Source organism: Chitinophaga sp. 22308 (assembly GCF_052045305.1).
GTDB classification, from domain to species: Bacteria; Bacteroidota; Bacteroidia; order Chitinophagales; family Chitinophagaceae; genus Chitinophaga; species Chitinophaga varians_A.
Genome location: NZ_JBQEOP010000005.1, coordinates 525,313 through 549,415 on the forward strand (window position 1 = coordinate 525,313; position 24,103 = coordinate 549,415).

At 46.9% G+C, this 24,103-nt stretch carries 24 protein-coding genes; 7 read left to right on the forward strand and 17 right to left on the reverse strand.

The window, feature by feature from the left end; genetic code table 11:
• The first annotated feature begins 264 nt into the window (after positions 1 to 264).
• The 3 genes from ACTJJS_RS22385 (at position 265) to ACTJJS_RS22395 (ending at position 2,419) form a co-directional block, all read left to right on the forward strand.
• Complete coding sequence (locus tag ACTJJS_RS22385) at positions 265 to 696, forward strand: peroxiredoxin family protein (protein WP_440665312.1); 432 nt, start codon at positions 265 to 267, stop codon at positions 694 to 696.
• Between the two features lie 78 nt (positions 697 to 774).
• Positions 775 to 1,716, forward strand: a complete 942-nt coding sequence (mdh, locus tag ACTJJS_RS22390) for a malate dehydrogenase (protein WP_343743575.1) — start codon at positions 775 to 777, stop codon at positions 1,714 to 1,716.
• A gap of 241 nt (positions 1,717 to 1,957) precedes the next feature.
• Positions 1,958 to 2,419, forward strand: a complete 462-nt coding sequence (locus ACTJJS_RS22395; protein WP_168871773.1) for a MarR family winged helix-turn-helix transcriptional regulator — start codon at positions 1,958 to 1,960, stop codon at positions 2,417 to 2,419.
• Here the strand turns inward: ACTJJS_RS22395 and ACTJJS_RS22400 are convergent.
• The 3 genes from ACTJJS_RS22400 to ACTJJS_RS22410 all read right to left on the reverse strand — a co-directional run bounded on the left by ACTJJS_RS22400 (position 2,416) and on the right by ACTJJS_RS22410 (position 5,780).
• Positions 2,416 to 3,651 carry an MFS transporter gene (locus ACTJJS_RS22400; protein ID WP_168871772.1) on the reverse strand — a complete coding sequence of 412 codons (1,236 nt, stop codon included), beginning with the start codon at positions 3,649 to 3,651 and terminating at the stop codon, positions 2,416 to 2,418. The two genes, ACTJJS_RS22395 and ACTJJS_RS22400, sit on opposite strands and share 4 nt — an antisense overlap.
• Before the next feature lie 77 nt (positions 3,652 to 3,728).
• Entirely contained in the window at positions 3,729 to 4,415 is a 687-nt protein-coding gene (locus ACTJJS_RS22405) for a DedA family protein (RefSeq protein WP_168871771.1), read from the reverse strand.
• 48 nt (positions 4,416 to 4,463) lie between these two features.
• On the reverse strand, positions 4,464 to 5,780 hold the full coding sequence (locus ACTJJS_RS22410; protein ID WP_440665313.1) for a dicarboxylate/amino acid:cation symporter: 1,317 nt from the start codon (positions 5,778 to 5,780) through the stop codon (positions 4,464 to 4,466).
• A gap of 250 nt (positions 5,781 to 6,030) precedes the next feature.
• On the opposite strand from ACTJJS_RS22410, the gene ACTJJS_RS22415 reads away from it, so the two are divergent.
• Together ACTJJS_RS22415 and ACTJJS_RS22420 are read left to right on the forward strand one after the other, a co-directional pair.
• Positions 6,031 to 7,464 (forward strand): amino acid permease, encoded by a 1,434-nt coding sequence (locus ACTJJS_RS22415; protein WP_440665314.1) that lies wholly within the window; start codon positions 6,031 to 6,033, stop codon positions 7,462 to 7,464.
• A 179-nt stretch (positions 7,465 to 7,643) separates the two neighbouring features.
• Positions 7,644 to 8,354, forward strand: coding sequence for a YebC/PmpR family DNA-binding transcriptional regulator (locus ACTJJS_RS22420; protein ID WP_168871768.1), 711 nt, complete (start codon positions 7,644 to 7,646; stop codon positions 8,352 to 8,354).
• Positions 8,355 to 8,432: 78 nt separating this feature from the next.
• On the opposite strand, the gene ACTJJS_RS22425 is transcribed toward ACTJJS_RS22420, so the two are convergent.
• The 3 genes from ACTJJS_RS22425 to ACTJJS_RS22435 form a co-directional block, all read right to left on the reverse strand.
• Positions 8,433 to 9,161 (reverse strand): response regulator transcription factor, encoded by a 729-nt coding sequence (locus ACTJJS_RS22425; protein ID WP_168871767.1) that lies wholly within the window; start codon positions 9,159 to 9,161, stop codon positions 8,433 to 8,435.
• A 274-nt stretch (positions 9,162 to 9,435) separates the two neighbouring features.
• Positions 9,436 to 10,401, reverse strand: a complete 966-nt coding sequence (locus ACTJJS_RS22430) for a D-2-hydroxyacid dehydrogenase (protein ID WP_440665315.1) — start codon at positions 10,399 to 10,401, stop codon at positions 9,436 to 9,438.
• 222 nt (positions 10,402 to 10,623) lie between these two features.
• On the reverse strand, positions 10,624 to 13,002 hold the full coding sequence (locus ACTJJS_RS22435) for an alpha-ketoacid dehydrogenase subunit alpha/beta (protein WP_247654957.1): 2,379 nt from the start codon (positions 13,000 to 13,002) through the stop codon (positions 10,624 to 10,626).
• A 225-nt stretch (positions 13,003 to 13,227) separates the two neighbouring features.
• Between ACTJJS_RS22435 and ACTJJS_RS22440 the strand changes: the two genes are divergently transcribed.
• Positions 13,228 to 13,620, forward strand: a complete 393-nt coding sequence (locus ACTJJS_RS22440) for a DUF1573 domain-containing protein (protein ID WP_168871764.1) — start codon at positions 13,228 to 13,230, stop codon at positions 13,618 to 13,620.
• Positions 13,621 to 13,729: 109 nt separating this feature from the next.
• Entirely contained in the window at positions 13,730 to 14,929 is a 1,200-nt protein-coding gene (locus tag ACTJJS_RS22445) for a pyridoxal phosphate-dependent aminotransferase (protein WP_440665316.1), read from the forward strand.
• A gap of 687 nt (positions 14,930 to 15,616) precedes the next feature.
• Here ACTJJS_RS22445 and carA read toward each other — a convergent pair.
• The 11 genes from carA to secY form a co-directional block, all read right to left on the reverse strand.
• Entirely contained in the window at positions 15,617 to 16,729 is a 1,113-nt protein-coding gene (gene carA / locus ACTJJS_RS22450; RefSeq protein ID WP_440665317.1) for a glutamine-hydrolyzing carbamoyl-phosphate synthase small subunit, read from the reverse strand.
• A gap of 135 nt (positions 16,730 to 16,864) precedes the next feature.
• Complete coding sequence (locus ACTJJS_RS22455) at positions 16,865 to 17,689, reverse strand: hypothetical protein (RefSeq protein ID WP_440665318.1); 825 nt, start codon at positions 17,687 to 17,689, stop codon at positions 16,865 to 16,867.
• Positions 17,690 to 17,817: 128 nt separating this feature from the next.
• Positions 17,818 to 18,312, reverse strand: a complete 495-nt coding sequence (gene rplQ / locus ACTJJS_RS22460; protein WP_168871760.1) for a 50S ribosomal protein L17 — start codon at positions 18,310 to 18,312, stop codon at positions 17,818 to 17,820.
• 111 nt (positions 18,313 to 18,423) lie between these two features.
• The gene (locus tag ACTJJS_RS22465; protein ID WP_168871759.1) at positions 18,424 to 19,419 is read right to left on the reverse strand and encodes a DNA-directed RNA polymerase subunit alpha; all 996 of its coding nucleotides are present in this window, start codon (positions 19,417 to 19,419) and stop codon (positions 18,424 to 18,426) included.
• A gap of 67 nt (positions 19,420 to 19,486) precedes the next feature.
• On the reverse strand, positions 19,487 to 20,092 hold the full coding sequence (gene rpsD, locus ACTJJS_RS22470; RefSeq protein WP_078666998.1) for a 30S ribosomal protein S4: 606 nt from the start codon (positions 20,090 to 20,092) through the stop codon (positions 19,487 to 19,489).
• Positions 20,093 to 20,246: 154 nt separating this feature from the next.
• The gene (rpsK, locus tag ACTJJS_RS22475) at positions 20,247 to 20,648 is read right to left on the reverse strand and encodes a 30S ribosomal protein S11 (protein WP_078666997.1); all 402 of its coding nucleotides are present in this window, start codon (positions 20,646 to 20,648) and stop codon (positions 20,247 to 20,249) included.
• A 111-nt stretch (positions 20,649 to 20,759) separates the two neighbouring features.
• Positions 20,760 to 21,140, reverse strand: a complete 381-nt coding sequence (rpsM, locus tag ACTJJS_RS22480; RefSeq protein ID WP_073083235.1) for a 30S ribosomal protein S13 — start codon at positions 21,138 to 21,140, stop codon at positions 20,760 to 20,762.
• A 57-nt stretch (positions 21,141 to 21,197) separates the two neighbouring features.
• Complete coding sequence (rpmJ, locus tag ACTJJS_RS22485) at positions 21,198 to 21,314, reverse strand: 50S ribosomal protein L36 (protein ID WP_073083232.1); 117 nt, start codon at positions 21,312 to 21,314, stop codon at positions 21,198 to 21,200.
• Positions 21,315 to 21,384: 70 nt separating this feature from the next.
• Positions 21,385 to 21,603, reverse strand: a complete 219-nt coding sequence (gene infA, locus ACTJJS_RS22490) for a translation initiation factor IF-1 (RefSeq protein ID WP_012789309.1) — start codon at positions 21,601 to 21,603, stop codon at positions 21,385 to 21,387.
• Between the two features lie 148 nt (positions 21,604 to 21,751).
• On the reverse strand, positions 21,752 to 22,552 hold the full coding sequence (gene map, locus ACTJJS_RS22495; protein WP_440665319.1) for a type I methionyl aminopeptidase: 801 nt from the start codon (positions 22,550 to 22,552) through the stop codon (positions 21,752 to 21,754).
• A 147-nt stretch (positions 22,553 to 22,699) separates the two neighbouring features.
• A complete protein-coding gene (secY, locus tag ACTJJS_RS22500) occupies positions 22,700 to 24,040 on the reverse strand; it encodes a preprotein translocase subunit SecY (protein WP_168871757.1) in 1,341 nt (446 codons plus the stop codon).
• Between the last annotated feature and the right edge of the window lie 63 nt (positions 24,041 to 24,103).

Genomic DNA, 24,103 nt, shown 5'->3' on the forward strand with positions numbered 1-24,103 from the left:
CTGATTTTAAGTTAAAAATTTATACGGATTGCAAAAGTAGAAATTTTTGCATATGAACGAACACTAAATTCCTAAAATTAGGCAGATTAGTCTCTTTTCGACCCAATTTTCGTCTTTTTTCTCCAATAAATGACATTAAAGGGCTAAATTGAATTTTAAATAAAGCAAATTCACAGTAGTATGCGTCAGTTTTTCTTATTTGTATTGTGTTGTGTACCAATGTTCCTGAAGGCTCAAAGTACCACCCCATCCAAACCGGCTTATTTGCAGTATCCTGTCGTTCCGGCATTCCCGCTGACCCTCCCCGACGGCCATACCATCACCAAGAACGACCTCCGCAAAAACGAAAAAACCATGGTTTTTGTTTTTAGCGTGGATTGTGACCACTGTAAACACCTGACAGAAGAAGTGCTGAAAAACATTGACAAATTCAAAAATGTGCAGATTCTGATGGTAACGCCCTTTAAAGTAGAACAGATGAAGGAATATTATGACCACTATAATATCCAGAAATACCCCAATATTGTGATGGCCAGCGAACCTACCCGCCAGATCATGTATTTTTATGACCTGCACTACTTCCCGGGACTTTATCTGTACGATAAAAAACAGCAGTTCATCAAAGGATTTGAGGGCACCGTTAAACTGGATTCACTGGTACATTACCTGGCCAGTCGCCCGCTGAAATGGCAATAAGTACGGCGGCCGGATCTGGTCCCGAATCATTACATTTGTTTATTATAATCATTCTTCACTTTTAAAGCTATCGACAAAATGAAAGTTACAGTAGTAGGAGCTGGGAATGTGGGCGCAACCTGCGCCAATGTGCTGGCCCATAGAGATTTTCTGCAGGAAGTGGTTTTACTGGATATTAAGGAAGGAACAGCTGAAGGAAAGGCGCTGGACACATGGCAGCAGGCTCCCATTGATTATTACAGTACCAAGGTGACCGGCGTTACCAACGATTACGCCAAAACTGCCAACAGCGATGTAGTAGTTATCACCTCCGGTCTCCCCCGCAAACCCGGTATGAGCCGCGACGACCTGATTTCCACCAACGCCAACATCGTTAAATCAGTCACTGAAAATATTGCCAAACACTCACCAGACGCCATTATCATCGTTGTCAGCAACCCGCTGGACGTAATGACCTATTGCGCGTACCTCACTGCCAAAAAAAGCAGCTCCAAAGTATTCGGCATGGCCGGCATCCTTGATACCGCCCGCTACCGCGCTTTCCTGGCAGATGAGATCGGATGTTCCCCTAAAGATATTCAGGCCATCCTGATGGGCGGCCACGGCGATACCATGGTGCCCCTCCCCCGTTATACCACAGTAAGCGGTATTCCGGTAACAGAACTGGTAGCTGCCGATAAGCTCGATGCTATCATCCAACGCACCAAAGTAGGCGGCGGCGAAATAGTAAACCTCCTCGGCACCTCCGCCTGGTACGCTCCCGGTGCTGCTGCTGCCCAAATGGTGGAAGCCATCGTGAAGGATGAAAAACGCATCTTCCCCGTTTGCGCATGGCTCACCGGCGAATACGGCCTGAAAGACATTTACCTGGGCGTTCCTGTGGTACTGGGTAAAAACGGTATCGAAAAAATACTGGAACTGCAACTCAACGCCGACGAAAAAGCACTGCTCAATACTTCCGCCCAACACGTGAAAGAAGTAATGGACGTTCTGGACAAAATGCAGTCTGCTACTGCTTAACCTGTATCCAAACAAAATAACGGATTACAGCAACCGAAATTTTTTCGCTGCTGTAATCCGTTGTTATTTATATAACCTCCGTGCTTCATTCACCGGGAAAAATACCGGCAACAACCCCGCAGCGAATGTTAACTAGTGTTAAAAAAGATTCGTAATTTTGATCAACGCCTGCATAAAATGGTATAAATGAAATACTTCTAAATCGAACGGGCACCATTTCGCTAACTCATAGCAACAGCGTATGTCAAATCTTGAAAAACTAATTACACAAAAAAATTTCGGAGACGAATATCAGCGGGGACTGGTGAGCCTCATCTTCATCGGCAACTGGATCACCTCCCGCCATCAGCAGTTTTTCAAACGTTACGACATCACCATGCAGCAGTACAACATACTGCGCATCCTTCGCGGACAGCACCCTAAAGCAGCCAGTATCAACGTGCTGAAAGACCGTATGCTCGACAAAATGAGCGACGTGTCACGTCTCGTGGAAAGACTGCGTAAAGCAGACCTGGTGGAACGTAAAAGTTGTGAACTGGACAGAAGAGCGGTAGACGTAAAAATCACTGTCAAAGGCCTGGAACTGCTCAACGCCATTGATACAGAACTCAATCATCTCAATGACACCTTCAAGGCGCTGAACGAAAAAGAACTCAGCCAGCTCAATAAACTGCTGGACAAAATGCTGGAAGCCTATCATTAAATTTCTTCCAGGTAATTCAGGTCTTTTCCAAAAGTTTCTTCAATATTCCAGGCCGCTATCATCGCTATGCCAATACATACCACGGCTACGATAGCACCGCTTTGCAGAAAGGTAAAATAATGCTGCACCTGCACAAACAACAGGGATATCAACGGTAACATGCCACGGGCAAAATTAGGCACCGTGGTAGCCACGGTGGCCCGCAGGTTGGTGCCAAAACTTTCGGCGGCAATAGTGACAAAAATGGCCCAGAAACCAACACTGAAACCAAGAATAAAACAAACCGTATAAAACACCCAGGTAGCAGCCCCGAACATATTCAGGTATACCGCCACCATAGCACCTGTCAGCAACAGGAACACCAACATTACCTTACGCCGGCTTCTCCATAACTGACTGATCAAACCCGATGAAAAATCACCCAGCGTAAGCCCTGCGTAACAGAAAGCCACAGCGTCTCCCGGACTGATAGCGCCCATCACATTCATTTCCTTCGCAAACTTATTGGAGAAAGCAATCAGGATACCTACCACAAACCAGGTAGGCGCTCCCAACAGAATACATTTCAGATATTTGAGAAACCGCTCCCGGCTGGTGAATAACGCATGAAAACTGCCCCTGGCCGTAGTGGAAGTACGCACAGCATTAAACATGTGAGACTCCATCACACTCACCCGCAATATCAGCAAACATAGGCCCAGACCGCCTCCTATAAAATAACAGATGCGCCAGTCCCCTACCAGTTTAGCGATCAGATTGGCGGCAACCGCCCCGGAAACCCCCACAGTGGCCACAATCATGGTACCATAACCGCGCTTTTCTTTCGGCAGTATCTCCGATACCAGTGTAATGCCTGCGCCCAGTTCCCCCGCCAATCCAAAGCCTGCCACAAAACGCCATAAAACATATCCGTTGATACTATGCACAAAACCATTGGCAATATTTGCCACAGAATAAATGAGGATGGAACCGAACAACACACTTAGACGTCCTTTTTTATCGCCGATGATGCCCCATACAATGCCGCCTATCAACAGGCCCAGCATCTGAATATTAATGAGCAGCAGGCCGGCACCGGCATCAATTTCGTTTTGCGGCAACCCCAGTTCTTTCAGGCTGGGAACCCGTACGATGGTGAAGAGGAGCAGATCATAGATATCTACAAAATAGCCCAGTGACGCAACGATCACGGCAATGTTAAAGATAGAAGCTGAGCGGCTATCAGTTTTCATGTGGAACTTTGGTTGATAAAATAAATAACGGTTAAAATAAAAAAAATGGGCCAATTATAGCCCATTTTTTAAAATTCTTATAAAGTCGTGTCCGATGTGTTGGTCACTTCTGACTGATTCGGGTCCGGATGATGTTTCACCTTTCCGGAGAGCAGTTTAATGATCACCGGTAAAGTAGTGATCACAATGATAACCAGTATGATCAGCTCCAGGTGATTTTTCAGGTTAGGAAAGAATTTGTCCAGGTAGTGGCCGGCCAGCATCATGGAAAATACCCACGAAAAGGAACCGATGACATTAAACAGCATGAACTTCTTTTTGTCCATCTGCACCATACCGGCCACAATAGGGGCAAAAGTGCGGATGATGGGAAGGAAACGGGCCAGAAAAATAGCGCCGCCACCGTATTTCACAAAGAAGTCATGAGCCTGGTGCAGGTGTTTCTTTTTAAAGAAAAAAGTATCTTTCTTTTTAAATAACAACGGGCCGGATTTATTACCAAACCAGAAGCCCACCATGTTACCCAGCACACCGGCCAGCGCAATCAACAGCATCACTACAAAAAACGGCATATCGAAGAAGCTCCGGCAGAGATCTGCACTGTAAATGCCCGCTACAAAAAGCAGGGAATCGCCGGGGAGAAAAAAGCCAATAAATAAACCGGTCTCCGCAAAAATAATCGCCAGTAACAGGTACAGGCCACCGTGTTCAATAATCCACGAGGGATTAATGAGGTGTTTAAAAAACTCTAAAATCTGGTCCATGCTAATAAATTCTGTTCAGAATCGGTAAAATAAGAATAAAACTGTTATCTATTTGTTAACTAAAATCCCATCGCTGTCATCGCCCGGTCCCAGCTTATTCTCCCATTTAGATACTACTGCAGTGGCCATTGCGTTACCAATTACGTTGGTAGCAGAACGTCCCATGTCCAGCAGATGGTCCACGCCCAACAGCAGCAACAAACCTGCTTCCGGAATATGGAACATGGACAAGGTACCGGCTATCACCACAAGGGAGGCCCTTGGTACGCCGGCAATACCTTTACTGGTGATCATTAACACCAACAGCATGGTGATCTGCTGATCAATGCCCAGGTGCATGCCATAAGCCTGTGCAATAAACAGGCTGGCAAACGTCATATACATCATAGAGCCATCCAGATTAAAGGAATAGCCCAGGGGTAATACAAAACTTACAATACGGTTATCGCAGCCAAATTTCTCCAGTTCAGCCATGGTACGCGGATACGCCGCCTCACTGCTGGCAGTGCCAAAGGCCAGCAACAACGGATCTTTGATGCCGCCCAGCAACCGGAACACCCGTTTGCCGAGTATCAGCCATCCTACCAATGCCAGTACAAGCCATAAGCTAAACAGTCCCAGGTAAAACTGAATAATAAATTTACCATACACCAGCAGAACAGAAAGCCCTTTGGTGGCTATGATAGCAGCCATTGCGCCAAATACCGCAAACGGCGCGAAGTTCATAACAAAGCCGGTCACCTTCAGCATGATATGTGCCACGCTGTCCATCAGCTTCACCACGGGTTGCGCTTTTTCACCAATCGCCGCAGCGGCAACACCAAAGAAAATCGCAAACACCACGATCTGCAGAATTTCATTTTTGGCCATGGCATCTATCACACTGTCCGGCACCACGTGGTGGAAAAAACCTCTCAGCGTCATATCCGCCTTGGCAATACCGGTAGCGGCATGCGTATCAGGCAGCGGCAGATTGAGAGACAGGCCCGGCTTCATGAGATTTACCAGCACCAGGCCCAGGAACAATGATACAAAGGTTGCACTGATAAACCACAGCATGGTTTTGCCACCTACACGCCCTACCGCTTTGATATCGCCCATTTTGGCCACGCCTACTACCAGCGTGGAAAATACCAGCGGGGCAATAATCATTTTTACCAGTCGCAGGAAAATATCTGTCAGAATAGAAATCCGGTCGGCAAATACCTGGGGAACGTCGCTTTGTGTACCGATGGCCACTCCACCTGGTTTCAGGACCTGATCGGCAGGAACAGCATAGGCCAGCCAAACCGCATAACCAGTACTGATGCCCACCAACATGGCAATAAAAATGAACAGAGTAAGCCTATTTGATGATTTCTTCATGCAACGCCAGGATTTTTTCTTCTTTAAAAAATTTAATAATTGTTGTAACCGGAAAATTTCCCAAAAATAAGGTTCTGCCGGTACAAATAAGCGTTTCAGGCCAAAATAAAAGTATCCGTTCTAGATTTTAGATATTATATTTGACGATCGACGTACAACACAACAGAACTAAACTACCTTAAAACATCAACCACAACTTTTCATTTGTATGGGTCTTCTATTTTCCAGAACCAAGTCTTTAAATCAGCTCATGAATGAGGCGAGCGAGTCAGAGAAAGGACTGAAACGATCTTTATCCGCAACGAACCTTGTTGCTTTGGGTATAGGCGCTATCATCGGCGCAGGTCTGTTTTCCCTGACTGGTCTGGCAGCAGCCAACAATGCCGGTCCCGCCGTTACTATCTCCTTCCTCATAGGCGCTATTGGTTGCGCTTTCGCAGGCCTTTGTTATGCCGAATTTGCTTCCATGATTCCTATCGCAGGAAGTGCTTATACCTATTCCTACGCTACCATGGGTGAATTCATGGCATGGATCATCGGATGGGACCTGGTGCTGGAATATGCGCTGGGCGCGGCTACTGTGGCCATCAGCTGGTCACAGTACCTGGTAAAATTCCTGCATCACTTTAACATTCATCTGCCGGCACAGCTGACAGCATCTCCGTTTGAAACCGTTACACTGATGGATGGCACTACTGTACACGGATATCTGAACTTCCCGGCCATCCTGATCGTAGGCGCGCTCTCCATGCTGCTGATCCGTGGTACCCGTGAGTCAGCTTTCACCAACGCTCTGCTGGTGGCACTGAAAGTAACTGTGGTACTGGTATTCATCGCAGTAGGCTGGAACCACGTGAACCCCGATAACTATCACCCTTATATTCCTGAAAACCAGGGCTTCGGCCACTTCGGTATTTCCGGCGTATTACGTGGTGCCGCCGTGGTGTTCTTCGCCTTCATCGGGTTCGATGCCGTATCCACAGCGGCGCAGGAAGCGAAAAAGCCACAAAAAGACATGCCTATCGGTATTCTGGGCTCACTGGTCATCTGTACTATACTGTATGTACTGTTTGCCCACGTGATGACCGGCCTCGCCAACTATAAAGAATTTAAAGACAGCGCTGCACCGGTAGCGATCGCCATTGCGAAAACACCGTACGGCTGGCTGCAACAGGCAATCATCCTTGCTATCCTGGCAGGTTATACCTCTGTGATCCTGGTAATGCTCATGGGCCAGTCCCGCGTGTTTTATTCCATGTCAAAAGACGGCCTGCTGCCTAAAACCTTCTCCGATGTACATCCGAAATATCGTACTCCGTATAAATCCAACCTCCTGTTCATGGTGTTTGTGAGCCTGTTCTCCGCTTTTGTGCCGGTGCACGTGGTAGGAGAAATGGTGAGCATCGGTACGCTCTTCGCGTTTGTACTGGTATGTATCGGTATCATCATCATGCGTAAAAAACAGCCAAATGCGCCCAGACCGTTCAGAACACCGCTGGTGCCTTTTGTACCGATCATGGGTATCATTATCTGTATCGTCATGATGGGCGCACTGCCCTGGGATACCTGGTTACGTCTGGCTATCTGGATGGGCCTTGGTTTTATCATCTACTTTGCCTACAGTAAGAAAAACAGTAAGATCGGGCAGCAAAGTGAGCAACAGAGTGTTGCTGAGAAATTGTGATCCCGTCATCACTGACCAATATTCAAAGAAAACCGTCCGGCTACTTTTCCGGGCGGTTTTCTGTTATAAAAGGGCTCTATTTTAGCCGAAAGTTCTCTAAATTTGCATCTTTATTAGCCTTTTGAGGTGTCATCACCTCCAATTGTTATCATTCACAAATAATTAATTTATAACCCATTATGGGAAGGATATTTGAAGTAAGAAAGTCAACCATGTTTGCCCGCTGGGACAGGATGGCCAAAGCATTCACAAGAGTCGGTAAAGAAATCGCTATTGCAGTAAAAAATGGTGGCCCTGACCCCGACAATAACCCTGCACTGCGCCGTTGTATACTCAACGCCAAAAGCGCCAACATGCCTAAAGACCGTGTGGAAGCGGCGATCAAACGCGCTATGGGGAAAGACAAGACTGATTACGAGGAAGTAGTGTATGAAGGTTACGCGCCTCATGGCGTAGCAGTAATCATCGATACGGCTACTGACAATACCACCCGTACCGTGGCCAATCTGCGTATGCACTTCACCAAAGGCGGCGGCGCGCTGGGCAATAGCGGTTCCGTAGGTTTCCTGTTCAACCGTGTAGGTGAATTCAAGGTAAAAAACGCCGGTCAGGACCTGGAAGAACTGGAACTGGAACTGATTGATTTCGGTCTGGAGGAAATCGGGGAAGACAGCGAAGGCAACATCATTATCCGTGCAGCTTTCAATGAATTTGGCAATATGGCCAAAGCGCTGGAAGACAAAGGACTGGAAGTGATCAGCTCTGAGCTGAAACGTATCCCCACCACTACTGTGGAACTGAATGAAGAGCAGGCCAAAGAGGTACTGGAACTGGTGGACCGCCTGGAGCAGGACGATGACGTTCAGCAGGTATTCTACAATCTGAAATAATACAGGTTATTTCCATAAAAAGAACGTCCCGGCATTTACCGGGACGTTTCTATTTCAGGTTTAAAAAACAATCAGGCTTTAAGCCTTCTCAATGATGTGGGTACGGTCCATCTCGTTGATGACCAGCATAAGACCTTTTCCATGAAAGGTTTCTATCCGGATAGAGGGGTCCATGGCAATATGCCGGCGCAAGCGGCTCAGGTACACGTCCATTACCCTTTGTGCCAGGTAACCGTCCGCTCCCCAGACACTCGCCAGGATATGCTCCCTTTTTAGTTTTTTGTTAGAGTTTTCACACAGATAGCGCAGTAACTCCGCCTCCTTTGGTGCGATCCGCACATGATTTTCCACCTCATTGTCTTTATGCCGCAGCTGAAGCTGGGAATAGTCGAAAACAAGGTTACCTACTGTATAGACAATCCGCTTCTCACTCCGAAGCAGACGGCTGCGTTTAATGTAGACTTTGATACGGCTGATCAGTTCATCCGTATTGAAGGGCTTTACCAGGTAGTCGTCCGCTCCTATATCAAACCCCTGCAACCTGTCCTGCTCCATATAACGGGAAGACGTAAATACGATGGGGATGTTGAAATCCGTGGCCCGTATTTCTCCCGCCAGTGTAAAACCATCTTTCCTGGGCATCACCACGTCCAGAATGCATAAATCAAAAATCGTTTCCTGGAATTTCTCCCAACCGGCTTGTCCGTCGATGGCATGCGTTACTTCAAAATTGGCACGCTCCAGCTGCCGCTTGAGCACTTTGGCAAAAAATTCATCGTCCTCTACCAATAGAATACGTGATTTCATATTTCGGTTGAATTTTGAAGGTGACCTCCTGAGTTTAGCGACTTCCCCCTTCATAAAAACGCGGTCGGCCACGGAAGGTACCGTCCTGTTTTTATATATTTTAATTCTATAAGGGTAAAATATACGTTTTCAAAATTATACTAAAACCGGTGACCATTCTGTTCAAGTTACAGGAGTTGTTCAGCTTATTCATTCGTCAGACAAAAATTAATAGTTATTTATAAGAGGATTACCTGAATATACAAACACATGATCAAAATATCAAAATAATATTTTATTGTATTTTATTGATATTATTTTGACTATTCCCGAGCAGATATTGACGTACATTCTCTACAGTCACGTGCATCAACCGGCCGCGCGCTGCCTGCGTTGCCCATGCAATATGGGGAGTAATAACAGTGCCTGGCGCCTGTACCAGCGGATGATCTGCTGCGGGCGGTTCTGTGGAAAGCACGTCCAGCCCCGCTCCTGCTATCACGCCTTCTTTCAGCGCCTCCGCCAGATCGGCCTCCCGGACCAGCGGCCCCCGGCTGGTATTGATCAGCAAGGCTGTTTTTTTCATCGTTTTCAGCAAACCCGTATTCACAAATTCCCTGTTGTCCTGGTTCAGCGGGCAATGCAGCGATACAACGTCCGCTTCCCGGAAACACGTGGCCTGGTCCACAAAAGTCACTCCCTCCATTTTATCCCTTTCCGGATGTTTATGCGAAACGATCACTTTCATACCGAAAGCCAGCGCGATCTTTGCCACTGCCTGCCCTATCTGCCCAAAGCCCACAATACCGATGGTACGGCCATCCAGTTCGGTCAATGGCGTCTTCCAATAGCTGAAATCCAAGCTGGAAGCCCATTCTCCCGCTCTCACACTCCGGGCATGCAAACCTGTCTGAAAACACAATTCCAATATTAATGCAAAAGTAAGCTGCGCCACTGAAGCAGTACTGTAAGCGGGAACATTCGTAACGGGTATTTTCCGGGCCGTAGCGGCCGGAATATCTACGACGTTATACCCGGTGGCCATCACCCCGATATATTCAAGGAAAGGCAGGCTATTGATCGTTTCCGCGCTGACGATAGCCTTGTTGGTCAGCAGGATATGGGCATCCTTCGCCCGCTCTGCCACCAGCTCCACCGGCGTCCGATCATAGATGGTGACCTTCCCCAAAGCCTGCAACGGCGCCCAGTCCAGGTCCCCAGGATTTAAAGCATATCCGTCCAATACAACTATGTTTTTCATATACTTCTGTTTGTTCGTTAAATATACATGATGAATTAAATAATTATTAACTCGGGCCGCTATTCTTCTGCACTTTGAAAAAATCCCACACCTTTGCTGCGCCATAATAGCAACAACACTAAGCTTGCAATAACTGCTTGACTACATTAAACTCAGAAGCCACCGCATATGCAGATTGGATGCATGTACGGTGGCTTCGCCTATTATGAGCAAGTCTGTTTGTTATTCTTCCATCATCTCCATCACCATTTTCACCACGTCTTCTGTGTTGGGCTTGGAGAAATAATCGCCATCAGAGCCATAGGCCGGGCGATGCGCCTGCGCTGTCAGTGTGCGCGGGGCCACATCCAGCCAGCGGTAGCCGCCCTGCTGTTCCATCACCTGCTGGAACATATAGGCAGTGCCGCCTCCCGGTACGTCTTCATCGATGAAGGCGATACGGTTGGTTTTCTTCAGTGACTGCACAATGCTGTGATGAATATCAAAAGGCAGCAATGTTTGTACATCTATCAATTCGCAGGAAACGCCGAGTTCTTCCAGCGTCCCTATTGCTTCTTCCACAATGCGGGTCATGGAGCCATAAGTCACCAGTGTTACATCGGAACCTTCTTTCAGCACTTCCGGCACGCCCATCGGCACAGTGAATGTTTCGAGATTGGACGGCAACTTCTCTTTCAGGCGGTAGCCATTCAGTGATTCAATCACCAGCGCCGGCTCATTGGCCTGCAGCAGCGTATTGTACATACCGGCTGCCTGCACCATATTACGCGGCACGCATATGTTCATGCCTCTGAGTGAGTGGATGATCATGCCCATCGGGGAACCGCTGTGCCAGATGCCTTCCAGGCGATGGCCTCGGGTACGCACGATAATCGGACAGTGTTGTGCGCCCTTGGTACGGTATTGCAGGGAAGCCACGTCATCGCTCAGTGGTTGCAGGCCATACAGCAGGTAATCCAGGTACTGGATTTCCGCAATAGGACGCAGGCCGCGCAGCGCCATACCGATACCCTGGCCCATGATCGTTAATTCACGTATACCCGTATCCGTTATACGCACCGGGCCATGCTTCTGTTGCAGTCCTGCAAAGGCCTGGTTTACGTCGCCGATCTTGCCGACATCTTCTCCGAAAGCAAACACCTTCGGGTTGTTGGTGATGAGCTGATCAAAATATTTGTTCAGCACCTCATAACCGTTAAGCGTAGTGGCGTCATCGTTATATTCTGCCGGTACTACCGGTATCGCATGTACGGAGTTGGCGCCGGTAGCGTGGAGGTAGGAATTGTAGTTCTCTTTTTCTCCCTGAAGGTACTGATCATAGTACTGCTGTAAAGCCTGTACTGCAGGATCGGTTTTCAGTTGCCGGTGCCTTATCAGAATGGTGACAGCGGCTTTCAGGATGTCCCTGCGCTGTGGCTCGCGGTTGGCCTGCAGCTCACGTATCTGCTGCGCCACCAGTTCAGCATTGACGCCGGCTACTGCGGTGAGAGGTGTAGCCAGTGAAACAAAACGCTGTACTTCCTGTTTAATGGGCGTAATATATTTTTCCCATGCAGCCTTGCGTGCGTCCTGTGCAGTGGTTTTGGCGTTTGCTTCTATCTGCACCAGTGTCTCCTCATCACACAAGGCGTTTTCCAGTATCCAGGACCTCATTTTGAGGTTACAGTCGAATTCTTTTTCCCATGACAGGCGTTCCTTGCTCTTGTAGCGTTCGTGTGAACCGCTGGTGGAGTGGCCCTGTGGCTGGGTGATTTCTTCCACGTGGAATAACGCAGGGATATGTGTTTCCCGTATTTTGCGGATAGCCGCTTCAAATACTTCGCACATACCGGCGTAGTCCCATCCCTTCACGTTATAGATGTCAAAGCCGTTGGTGCCGTCCGCTTTGCGGAAACCTTCCAGCGCAACGCTGATAGAGTTTTTGGTAGTCTGGTATTTGCGGGGCACGGAAATGCCGTAGCCATCGTCCCATACGAAAACCGCCAGTGGCACCTGCAATACGCCCGCGGCATTCATGGTTTCCCAGAAATGTCCTTCTGACGTAGAGGCGTCACCGATAGTAGCGAAACAGATTTCGTTACCGTTATCGGAAAGATGTTTGAGATCGTGGAGCGATTCCGCTTCACGGAACATTTTGGAGGCATAGGCCAGTCCCAGGGCGCGTGGCATCTGTCCTGCCGTGGGCGCCATGTCCGCTGCGGAGTTTTTCATCTCCATCAGGTTGAGCCAGTTACCGTCGTTGCCGAGATTCGGTGTCGCAAAATGCGAGTTCATCTGGCGACCACCGGAGAATGGTTCGTGTTGCTGATCGGGATCAGCGTATAGCTGCGAGAAAAATTGTTCGGGGGTAGCGATACCAGTAGCAAATGCCACAGTCTGGTCGCGATAATAACCGGAGCGGAAGTCGCCAGGCTTGAAATATTTTGACATCGCTACCTGTGCCACCTCTTTACCATCTCCAAAGATGCCAAACTTAGCCTTGCCCGTGAGAACTTCCCTGCGGGCCAGCAGACTCACTTCCCTGCTTTCGCAGGCCAACCTGTAGTCATTTAATACCTCCTTACGGAATTCTTCGAATGACAACCGGCTTTCTATATTCATAGATAGTGCTTTATTTTCTATCATGCCTCTTGGTTAAAGTACAAAAGTAAGGTTAATTATACAGTTGAAAAATCAGTGGCTGAGATGCATTTAAAATAATCTGATTTTTTTTAATAAGATTTTAATAAATTACAAGGTAACAATTACTTTTTGGCCGTAAATTTGTCCTTGGTCGAAAAGAAATTTATATTTTTTAACCAGTCGCGCTAAAACCATCATATGAAAATGAAAAAATTCATCTTGTCCCTATTCGCCAGCTTGTTGATTACTACAGCTTTGTGGGCACAGTCTCAGCCGAATGCGGCAGACACGAAAGTAAAATTTGTTAAAGAAACGGTTGATTTCGGTAAAACAGCACTGAACAAACCAGTAACTGTTGATTTTGAATTCACCAACATTTCAAAAGAACCAATTCTGATTGAAGCTGCACGTGCCAGCTGCGGCTGTACTACACCGAAATGGACACAGGAGCCGATCCTGCCTGGTAAAAAAGGCAAGGTCACTGCTAACTATAGCGCCAACGGTTTAGGCCAGCAGAACAAAACCATCTGGGTGAAGTTCAAAGGTGTGGACCAGGACAAAGAACTGCACCTGACCGGTACAGTGGCCAACAACTAGTTTTAGGTTTCAAAAAATATTTAAAAAACCTTACAGCAGCGCGCTGTAAGGTTTTTTTGTTGCCCTGCCTAACCCCTATCTTTGCAGGGCAAAAGATCAAAACAATTTTATGCCTACCATTAGCCAGAGAGGTGTGCTGATGCCTCCTTCTCCCATCAGAAAACTTGTTCCCTTCGCCGAAGCAGCCAAGAAAAGAGGTGTGAAGGTATATCACCTGAACATCGGACAGCCTGATATCGAGACACCTAAACCGGTGCTCGACGCGGTGCGTCATTCTGAATTCAAAGTCCTGGAATACAGCCACAGCGCGGGCAACGAAAGCTACCGCCGCAAACTGGTGGAGTACTACGGCCGGTTTGATGTTTCCTTGAACCACAACCAGATCATTGTGACCACCGGTGGTTCTGAGGCAATCGTTTTTGCCTTTATGGCCTGCCTCGATCCGGGTGACGAAGTGATTGTACCGGAGCCTTTCTACGCCAACTATAATGGTTTTGCCGTAGAAGCAGAAGTAAAAATCAAGACGATTACTGCAAATATCGAGACCGGCTTTGCACTGCCTGCCATGGAAGCATTTGAAGCAGCCATTACACCGCGTACCAAAGCTATCCTGATCTGTAACCCGAACAATCCTACCGGCTACCTGTACAGCAAGGAAGAAATGGAAGTGTTGAAACAGCTGTGCCTGAAGCACAACCTGTTCCTTTTCTCTGATGAGGCTTACCGTGAGTTCTGCTACGCCGGCACCCACTTCTCTGCCATGAACCTGGAAGGCATGGACGATAATGTGGTCCTGATGGACACTATCTCCAAGCGTTACAGTGCCTGTGGCGGCCGTATCGGTGCTTTTGTGACCAAAAACCAGTCTGTGCTGGATGCAACTATGAAGTTTGCACAAGCCCGGCTGAGCCCTCCCTCCTTTGCGCAGATCGCAGGTGAAGCCGCCGTAGACCTTCCGCTGGATTATTTTGACGGCATCAAAGCAGAATACCAGAGCCGCCGTGATGTGCTGGTAGAAGGCCTGAACAAGATCCCGGGCGTTTTCTGTCCTAATCCGGGTGGTGCGTTCTATGCTATGGCGCGGCTGCCGATTGATGATTCCGATAAGTTCTGCCAGTGGATGCTGGAGTCTTTTGAATACGAAAAACAAACGGTGATGATGTCTCCGGCGACCGGTTTTTATGCTACTCCCGGCCTGGGCAAACAGGAAGTTCGGTTAGCCTATGTGCTGAACCGTGACGACATTCGTCATGCAATAGTTTGTCTGGAAAAAGCGCTGGAAGTATATCCCGGCCGTACGGACAAATAATTCTTTCAAAAAAACCAGGACGTAAAATAGAAAATGATGAGCTCGAAATATATTACATTAAATTATATATATTAAAAATGAGCCAAATTCATCATTTTTTAACATTCACCTCTTGGTTTTTTAATGTTTTCTTTTGTATATTTGATACAGAAACAACAAAAAGCTAAAAAATAAACACAAATAAAAATATTTACATATACGATAGATTGCAAAATCTAAACTTGTTTAAGAAAAATTTAACCTGGAGAATTTCAACAAACGTTTTTTTGGAGCGAACTTTGGATCACTTTACAGGAAGAGAATTATCAGTAATCTGTAAAAAGTATAAAGCTTACTAAAACGTTTTAGCAAAATATCGTATTTTTGTATCAGTTTTTCATAACGTGGAATTTATAAAGGCAAACGGCTCTGATCACAGAGCCGTATTTTTTTGTCCTTATATACCGGTTTTCAGGCCGAAACTGCCGAAAATCTCCATTTTAATCTGGTTTGCTAAAATTTTCACCTCACTGGTTTAACATTACACACCTTTTTTTTATAATATTGTTATGTAATAAAACGGCGGAAAAGCTAATGCCTAGTTGCATAGTATTTTCGTTTGTTTTCATAACGTGGAATTTTAAAATGCAACGGTCCCGATTCCTCGGGACCGTCTCCATTATATTCCAGTCTTGTTAAACCTGTTTCTTATTTTTTGTTTGCTTTGATCATTTCGAAGAAATCATCGAACAGATAGCGGGAGTCGAACGGGCCAGGGGTGCTTTCCGGGTGGTATTGTACAGAGAAAGCCGGTTTGTTCTTGATACGGATACCTTCTACAGTATTATCGTTCAGGTTGACGTGCGTTACTTCCACCTGTTCGCTGGCGGCTATAGCTGCAGCATCCACTGCAAAACCGTGGTTCTGGGTAGTAATTTCACACAGGCCGGTTTTCAGGTTTTTAACCGGGTGGTTCAGGCCGCGGTGGCCATGGTGCATTTTGTAAGTCGGGATGCCATTGGCCAGTGCCAGCAGCTGGTGGCCGAGACAGATGCCGAACATCGGTCTTTCAGCAGCCAGGATCTGTTTTACTGTTTCCACGGCATACTTTAGCGGGGCCGGATCACCGGGGCCGTTAGAGATGAAATAAGCATGCGGCTTGAATTCCTCACACACCTCAAATTTGGTGTCTGTCGGGAATACTTTCAGGTACGCGCCCTTGTCGGACAGGCATTTCAGCATATTTCTCTTTACGCCGTTATCCATTACCGCAATACGGATTTCTGCTTCCGGATCTCCTACGTAGTAAGGCTCTGCGGTAGTCACCTCCTGGCAGAGGGCCAGTCCTTCCATGGAAGGGACCTGCGCCAGCTGGGCTTTCAGCTGCTCCACGTCCAGGATTTCGGAGGAGATGATGCAGTTCATAGCGCCTTTGCTGCGGATATGGGAAACCAGCGCGCGGGTATCTACATCATAGATGGCTACCAGGTTATTATCGGTCAGGAACTTCTCCAGCGATTCATCAGCCATCTTCCTGGAATAGTTATACGCGATGTTCTTCGCAATCAGACCACTTATCTTCACGCTGCCGCTTTCCACGTCATCCTTGCGGGTGCCGTAGTTGCCGATATAGCAGTTGTTCATGATAAGTACCTGTCCTTTGTAAGAAGGGTCAGTAAACACTTCCTGATAACCCGTCATACCGGTATTGAAAGCTAATTCACCGGCGGCAGTGCCAATTTTCCCAAAAGCTTTTCCCTGAAAAACCGTACCGTCGTCGAGCAACAGTATGGCAGGCTGGATGGTTCTTGTCTGAGGCATTTCTGGTATCTGTTCTTGTTTTATATTTTAAAAAAAACCTTCAAGGGTTAGTACGCCCTGAAGGTTCGGATAAAAAACCGTGCAAAGTTATGAAATGCAAGGTTTAATTACAGATTTTTTTTGCTTTCTGCCCTGTTATTTAATTTTTACTGACTTCAGCACGCGCTGGGCCACTTGTGGACCGATGGGGTCGTCATCCCGGTAATGGATTTGTATCTCCCAGCGGTTGGCCCCTTTTACGACCACCAGGTTCTGGAATGCCAGGCGGATACCACCTTTATACAGGTAATTTCCTTCCTCCAGCTGGCCTTGTATACCGGAAACCAGCACCGGGATGGATTTGGCGTGTATATCAGATAGATCGTCCTGTGCCATGGCCTGGCGGCTGTCTTCTTTGGCATTTTCGAGCGTATTGGCCACGTTTCCGAAGTAGCTGTACATATTCACAGTAATACGGATGCCGCCGCCATCCTCATTCCGGTAGCTTTTGGCATATTCCGTCACCTGGGCGATCTCTGGTGGCAGTGGCTGGTCGTGTATCCATAACTTTACCGGCGTGCTGATTTCTAGTGCCTGCCGGCCGATGGTAGCCGTTTGCCAGCTGGAATAGAGATAGGATTTAGGCACTTTAGCATACAACAGCGTGAATACCGCCCTTTTGCCAAACAGTGTACCTGCAGTGGCCAGCAGCACAAATACCAGGGAAAAGAACACAATGACCTTGCCTTTATTGGCTGGTTGCAATTGTCTTTTGAACCAGGAGGAGGTGCGGTTGGGCTTTTTTTCTTTTATGGAGATGCCCACTGTTTGTTGATATTCCGCGAAAGAGCCCATAGGATGGATTTTTCGCCAGTCAGCGAAAGTATCGGGCAGTTTTTTGCCACATTGGTCGCAGAAAGTAAGGTATTCGGATTTCAGGGGATTAGCATGCGAGCAGCTCCCGCAAAGCAGGTATTTCATAGGCAATGATTAGGTGTTGGTTATTCCCCGGAGGGAAATCACTATAATATTACAAAATAAATATATTTATTTAGACATAAAAAAAGGACAAAGCGGGGCTTTGTCCTTTTGTGTATCGTAAAGTACGATTACTCAGCTGTTTTCTCTTCAGTGGCATCAGCAGCTTTTTCTGCAGCAGGAGCAGCAGCGTCAGCTTTCTTTTTGGCACCACCGGCACGACGGGTTTTCTTGGCAGCAGCTTTTTCTGTCGGAGCACCGTAGATTTCGTTGAAATCAACCAGCTCGATCAGGGCAACTTCTGCGTTATCCCCATGACGTTTACCCAGCTTAATGATACGGGTGTAACCACCAGGACGGGTAGCAATTTTTTCACTGATCGCACCGAACAGTTCTTTGATCGCTTCTTTGTCCTGCAGGTAGCTGAACACGATTCTACGGTTGTGGGTAGTATCGTTTTTGCCTCTTGTGAGCAACGGTTCAACGTAAACACGCAGTGCTTTCGCTTTTGCGAGGGTAGTGGTGATACGTTTGTGGCTGATCAGTTCGCAAGCCAGGTTAGACATCAGGCTTTTGCGGTGGGCAGCAGTTCTGCTTAATTTGTTTAATTTAACTCCGTGACGCATGACATTTGTTGTTTTACCCCTTACACCGTGTCAGGAATTGTAAGGTACTGTATTAAAAAAAGAAGATGCCTTGCCGGATGAAGTCATCTGCAAGGCATCAGTATTGTTTGACTATTCTTCTTCGAGTTTCAGTTTGGACAGGTCCATACCGAAGTGCAGGCCTCTTTCGCCGAGCACTTGTTCGATTTCGCTGAGGGATTTCTGGCCGAAGTTTCTGAACTTCATCAGTTCTTCCTGTTCGTATTGTACCAGTTCGCTCAGGGAGTTGATTTTCGCCGCTTTCAGACAGTTGAATGCACGCACGCTCAGATCGAGGTCTTCCAGTGGTGTTTTCAGGATCTTGCGCAGTTGCAGTGTTTGTTCATCCACTACATCTTCTTTTTCAGCGTCTTTGGTATCAAAGCTGATGTTTTCATCGGTGATGATCATCAGGTGCTGGATGAGGATGCGGGAAGCTTGTTTTACTGCTTCTTCCGGGTGGATGGTACCGTCAGTGACAACCTCCATGATGAGTTTCTCATAGTCGGTTTTTTGTTCCACACGGGTATTTTCTATGCTGTACTTTACGTTTTTGATAGGCGTAAAGATAGAGTCAATAGCGATGTAGCCGAATACTGCATCTTTGGGTTTATTTTCCTCTGCTGGCACGTAACCGCGGCCTTTGCCGATGGTCAGTTCGATGTCCAGTTTGGCAGAAGGGTCCAGGGTGCAGATCAGCAGTTCCGGGTTCATGATCTGGAAAGCGCTGGTGGCTTTTTCGATCATGTCAGCACGGAATTCTGTTTTGCCTTTGATGGACAGGGTGATCTTTTCGTTCGTTACGTCGTTTTCAGCGATCTTCTTGAAACGAACCTGTTTCAGGTTCAGGATGATCTCTGTAACGTCTTCGGTTACACCTCTGAGTGTAGCGAATTCGTGATCGGCGCCTTCAATTTTAATACCCACAATGGCATAGCCCTCCAAAGAAGACAACAGTACGCGACGCAACGCATTACCGATAGTCACAGCATAACCTGGTTCTAATGGACGGAATTCGAATTGAGCTTCAAAGTCGGTAGACTTCTGCAATACGATCTTATCAGGTTTCTGGAAATTTAAAATTGCCATTGATATGATAGATTTATTAGTTTAAATATGAAGTTAGTCCATGGCAATAGCCATGGACTAATATTTATTACTTAGAGTACAATTCTACAATCAGTTGTTCCTTGATGTTTTCAGGAACGCTCTCTCTCTCAGGATAAGCAATGAATACGCCTTTCATTTCTTTTTCATTCCAATCCAGCCAGCTGAATTTAGGATTTTTACCACGGATAACGCTGGTGAGGGCGGTATTGTTGGCAGTTTTGTTTTTCAGGCTGATAACGTCACCTGGTTTCAGTTGGAAAGAAGGTGTGTTTACCACGATACCGTTAACGGTAATGTGTTTGTGGGATACCAGCTGACGGGCAGCAGGGCGGGAAGGAGCGATACCCAGACGGAATACGGTGTTGTCCAGACGTGCTTCCAGCAATTTGATCAATACTTCACCGGCAACGCCTTTTCTGCGGGTAGCTTCGTCGAACAGGTTGCGGAATTGTTTTTCCAGCAGGCCATAAGTGTATTTGGCTTTCTGTTTTTCTCTCAGCTGCAGTGCGTATTCGCCCAGTTGTTTACGTTTGCGGTTAGCACCGTGCTGACCCGGAGGGTTACTGTTTTTACCTAAATATTTACCGTTACCTAAGATCGGTTCGCCAAAAATTCTGGAAATTTTGGTCTTTGGGCCTGTATACCTTGCCATGATTTAAATATAAGTTAGATTTTTTAGTTAATGATGTATGCTCTTCAAAAAATCTGAAAACCTGATCATACACCCAATTATAAATATAAATTACAAAGTCCAGATACCCAACTTCTTTGGAAGTCCGGTATCTGGAATCTGTTATGATAGCTGACTATACTCTTCTTTTCTTGGGAGGACGGCAACCGTTGTGCGGTAAAGGCGTAACGTCTTTAATCATGCTCACTTCGATACCGGAGTTAGCGATAGCACGGATAGCGCTTTCACGACCTGCTCCTGGGCCTTTTACAAATACATCTGCTCTTTTCAGACCGGCGTCCATAGCAACTTTAGCAGCATCCTGTGCAGCCAGCTGAGCGGCATACGGAGTGTTCTTTTTAGAACCTCTGAAGCCCATTTTACCAGCAGAAGACCAGGAGATAACCTGACCGTGTTTGTTGGTGATGCTCACAATGATGTTATTGAAGCTGGCGGAGATGTGTACGTCTCCGTAGTTGTCTACTTTTACTACCCTTTTTTTACTAGCAGCAGTTTTTGTATTATTTGCTTTTGCCATAATGATTTAAATTCCAAATATGAAATTCCAGATCCCAAATCTTCCGATCCTGTTGACATCGAAACCAAACCCCTCGTTTGGGAATTTGGGATTCCAACCTGGGATTATTTATTATTTCTTAGTTGCTTTTTTCTTACCAGCCACTGTCTTACGTTTACCTTTGCGGGTACGGCTGTTGGTACGTGTACGCTGACCTCTTACCGGTAAGCCTTTCCTGTGACGCAGACCACGGTAGCAAGCGATATCCAGCAGACGCTTGATATTCATTTGTACTTCAGAACGCAGTTGACCCTCTACCTTAAACTCGCCGTTGATAATGTTACGGATGGCAGCTTGTTCATCGTCATTCCAATCCTTCACTTTCTTGTTTACATCAATTTCCGCCTTGTTCAGGATATATTGGGCGGTAGAACGGCCTATACCAAAAATATAGGTGAGGCCAATTTCTCCTCTTTTATTTTTAGGAAGATCTATACCGGCTATACGTGCCATATTTATATTTTAGATTTTATGATTCTGATTAAAAAATCAAATTCCGTGGGGAACAGATTATCCCTGACGTTGTTTGAAACGAGGGTTCTTTTTGTTGATCACCAACAGAACACCTTTCCTACGAACTATTTTACAATCCGCACTTCTTTTTTTGATTGCAGCTCTTACCTTCATGATAATTATTTTATAAAAGGTTATATTATTTGTTAATTTATCTGCCTTAATGCACGAATCCGGGTCCCGCCTATTTGTATCTGAAAATTATACGGCCCCTTGACAAATCGTATGGGCTCATCTCCACTCCCACCTTATCTCCTGGCAGAATGCGTATGTAGTGCATTCTCATTTTTCCAGAAATGGTGGCCAGGATCTCGTGCCCATTTTCCAGTTTTACACGGAACATAGCGTTTGACAAGGCTTCTAATATAATTCCATCCTGTTTAATGAGTGCCTGTTTTGCCATAAAAATTTTTAGGACTGCAAAGATAGCATTTATCTTTTGAAATAGAAAAATTTCCCTTAATTATTATTAATATTGCCGGTCCGGTCATTAATGCCTGTCTATCGCTATTTAAAACCCCTTCACTATGAATCAAATACACTAACAGATTTTAGTAATTTGTGTTCAGTTCCGGGTTGTTTTTTTCCGCTTTTTCGATTTCCGTAAAGGAAGACAGGATATCCGGCTTGCCTTTTCCTACCGCCACGGTATGTTCGAAGTGGACCGACGGGCTTCTGTCGCGGGTAACCACGGTCCAGCCGTCTTCCAGGTATTCCACGTCCTTAGTACGGAGGTTGATCATCGGTTCAATGGCGATGACCAGGCCTTCCTTTATCACCGGGCCGCTGCCACGTTTGCCGTAGTTAGGCACCTGCGGGTCTTCATGGAGGTGACGGCCAAGGCCATGCCCTACCAGTTCCCTTACCACGCCGTAACCGCGTTCTTTTTCGGTATATTCCTGAATAGCGTAGGAGATATCCCCGATACGGTTGCCGACAACCGCCTTTTCGATGCCTTTATAGAGAGAAGCTTTCGTGGCGGCCATAAGGCGGCGCACATTCTCGGGCACATTGCCAATAGCGAAAGTATAGGCACTGTCAGCATGGAAACCGTTCATATACACGCCTACGTCCACTGTGAGGATATCTCCGTCTTTCAGCACGTGTTTATTGGGAATACCATGTACCACTGCCTCGTTCACGGAAATACAGCAGGCGTTGGGGAAACCTTTATAGTTTTTAAACGAAGGCACGGCTCCGTTTTCCACGATAAATTTATCTGCCACCGCGTCTACATCGAGCGTGGTCATACCTGGTTTGAGGGCTTTCGCCACTTCAGCCAGGGCAGCGCTGAGGAGGAGGGCACTTTTACGGATCAGCTCTATTTCTTCCTTCGTCTTATAGTGAATCATCTTTCGTAAACTTTTGGCCGGACGGCCCTTTTAACGGGGCGGTTGACGGCCTTAACAAAATATAATAGCCACCAAAGCGTGAAAGCTCTTGTGGCTATTTTATTGCGTTTGTCGCATCCGGCGCCGGAGCACCGGGCGATCAATCATTTAAGCATTAGCCGGGGCAGTTCTGCCCTTGATGCGGCCTGTGCTCATGAGGCCATCGTAGTGGCGCATCAGGAGCTGGCTTTCGATCTGTTGCAGCGTATCCAGGATAACCCCAACCATGATCAGGAGGGACGTACCACCGAAGAAGGTGGCGAAGTTGCTGTTGATCTTGAAGGCAGCTGCCAGACCAGGCATGATACCCACAAGTGCCAGGAAAAATGCTCCCGGGAGGGTAATGCGGTCCATTACAGCACCGATATAGTCGGCAGTCGCTTTACCGGGTTTAACACCAGGAACGAAGCCATTGTTGCGTTTCATTTCATCCGCCATCTGAGTGGGGTTGAAAATCAGCGCAGTATAGAAATAAGTAAATACAATCACGAGAACAGCGTAGATCAGGTTGTACCAGCCATTAGTGTGGTCACTGAAGATACGAACGAAACCGGAAGCGCTTTCAGAGCTGGTAGCGAAACCGATGGCCGTAGCCGGGATGAACATAATAGCTTGGGCAAAGATGATCGGCATTACACCAGCTGCATTCACTTTGAGGGGAATGAACTGGCGAACTCCGCCGTATTGTTTGTTGCCCACAATACGTTTTGCGTAGTTAACGGGAATTTTCCGGGTACCCTGAACGAGCAGGATAAGGCCCACGGTGATCATGATAAACACCGCGATTTCGATCAGGAAGAGGATCGGACCGCCGGAGCCGGCCACTTTAGAGGAGAATTCCCCGATCAGGGCTTGTGGGAGGCGGGCGAGGATGCCCATCATGATGATAATGGAAGTACCGTTACCAATACCTTTATCTGTGATCTTTTCACCGAGCCACATCACGAACAGGGTACCTGCAGTGAGGACGATAGTGGTAGAGAGCCAGAAAAAGAAGGTTCCGTATTCTGGAATAATAGCGCCACCTGACTGATTACGGAGATAAGCTACGTAAGCACTTGCCTGGAATCCGGTTACCACCACAGTAAGGATGCGGGTATACTGGTTGATTTTCTTGCGGCCGCTTTCACCTTCCTTCTGCAGTTTCTGGAAATAAGGTACTGCTATGGTCAGCAACTGAATAGCAATGGAAGCGGAGATGTAGGGCATGATACCCAACGCAAAAATAGAGGCCCTTGAAAACGATCCGCCGGCAAACATGTTTACCAGTCCCAGAATGCCCTGGTTAGAATTTTTTTCAAAGTTGCTGAGCGCGTTTGCATCAATACCGGGCAAGGCTATATACGATCCAACACGGTAAATGAGGACCAGGAGCAGGGTAGTTAAGATGCGATTACGCAGGTCCTCGATACTCCAGATATTCTTAATCGTTTCGATAAATTTCTTCACAGGAAGATAAAGGTTTAATAGCGCTATTAAATATGAAAAGACGCACTACTCCGTAGGCGTCTC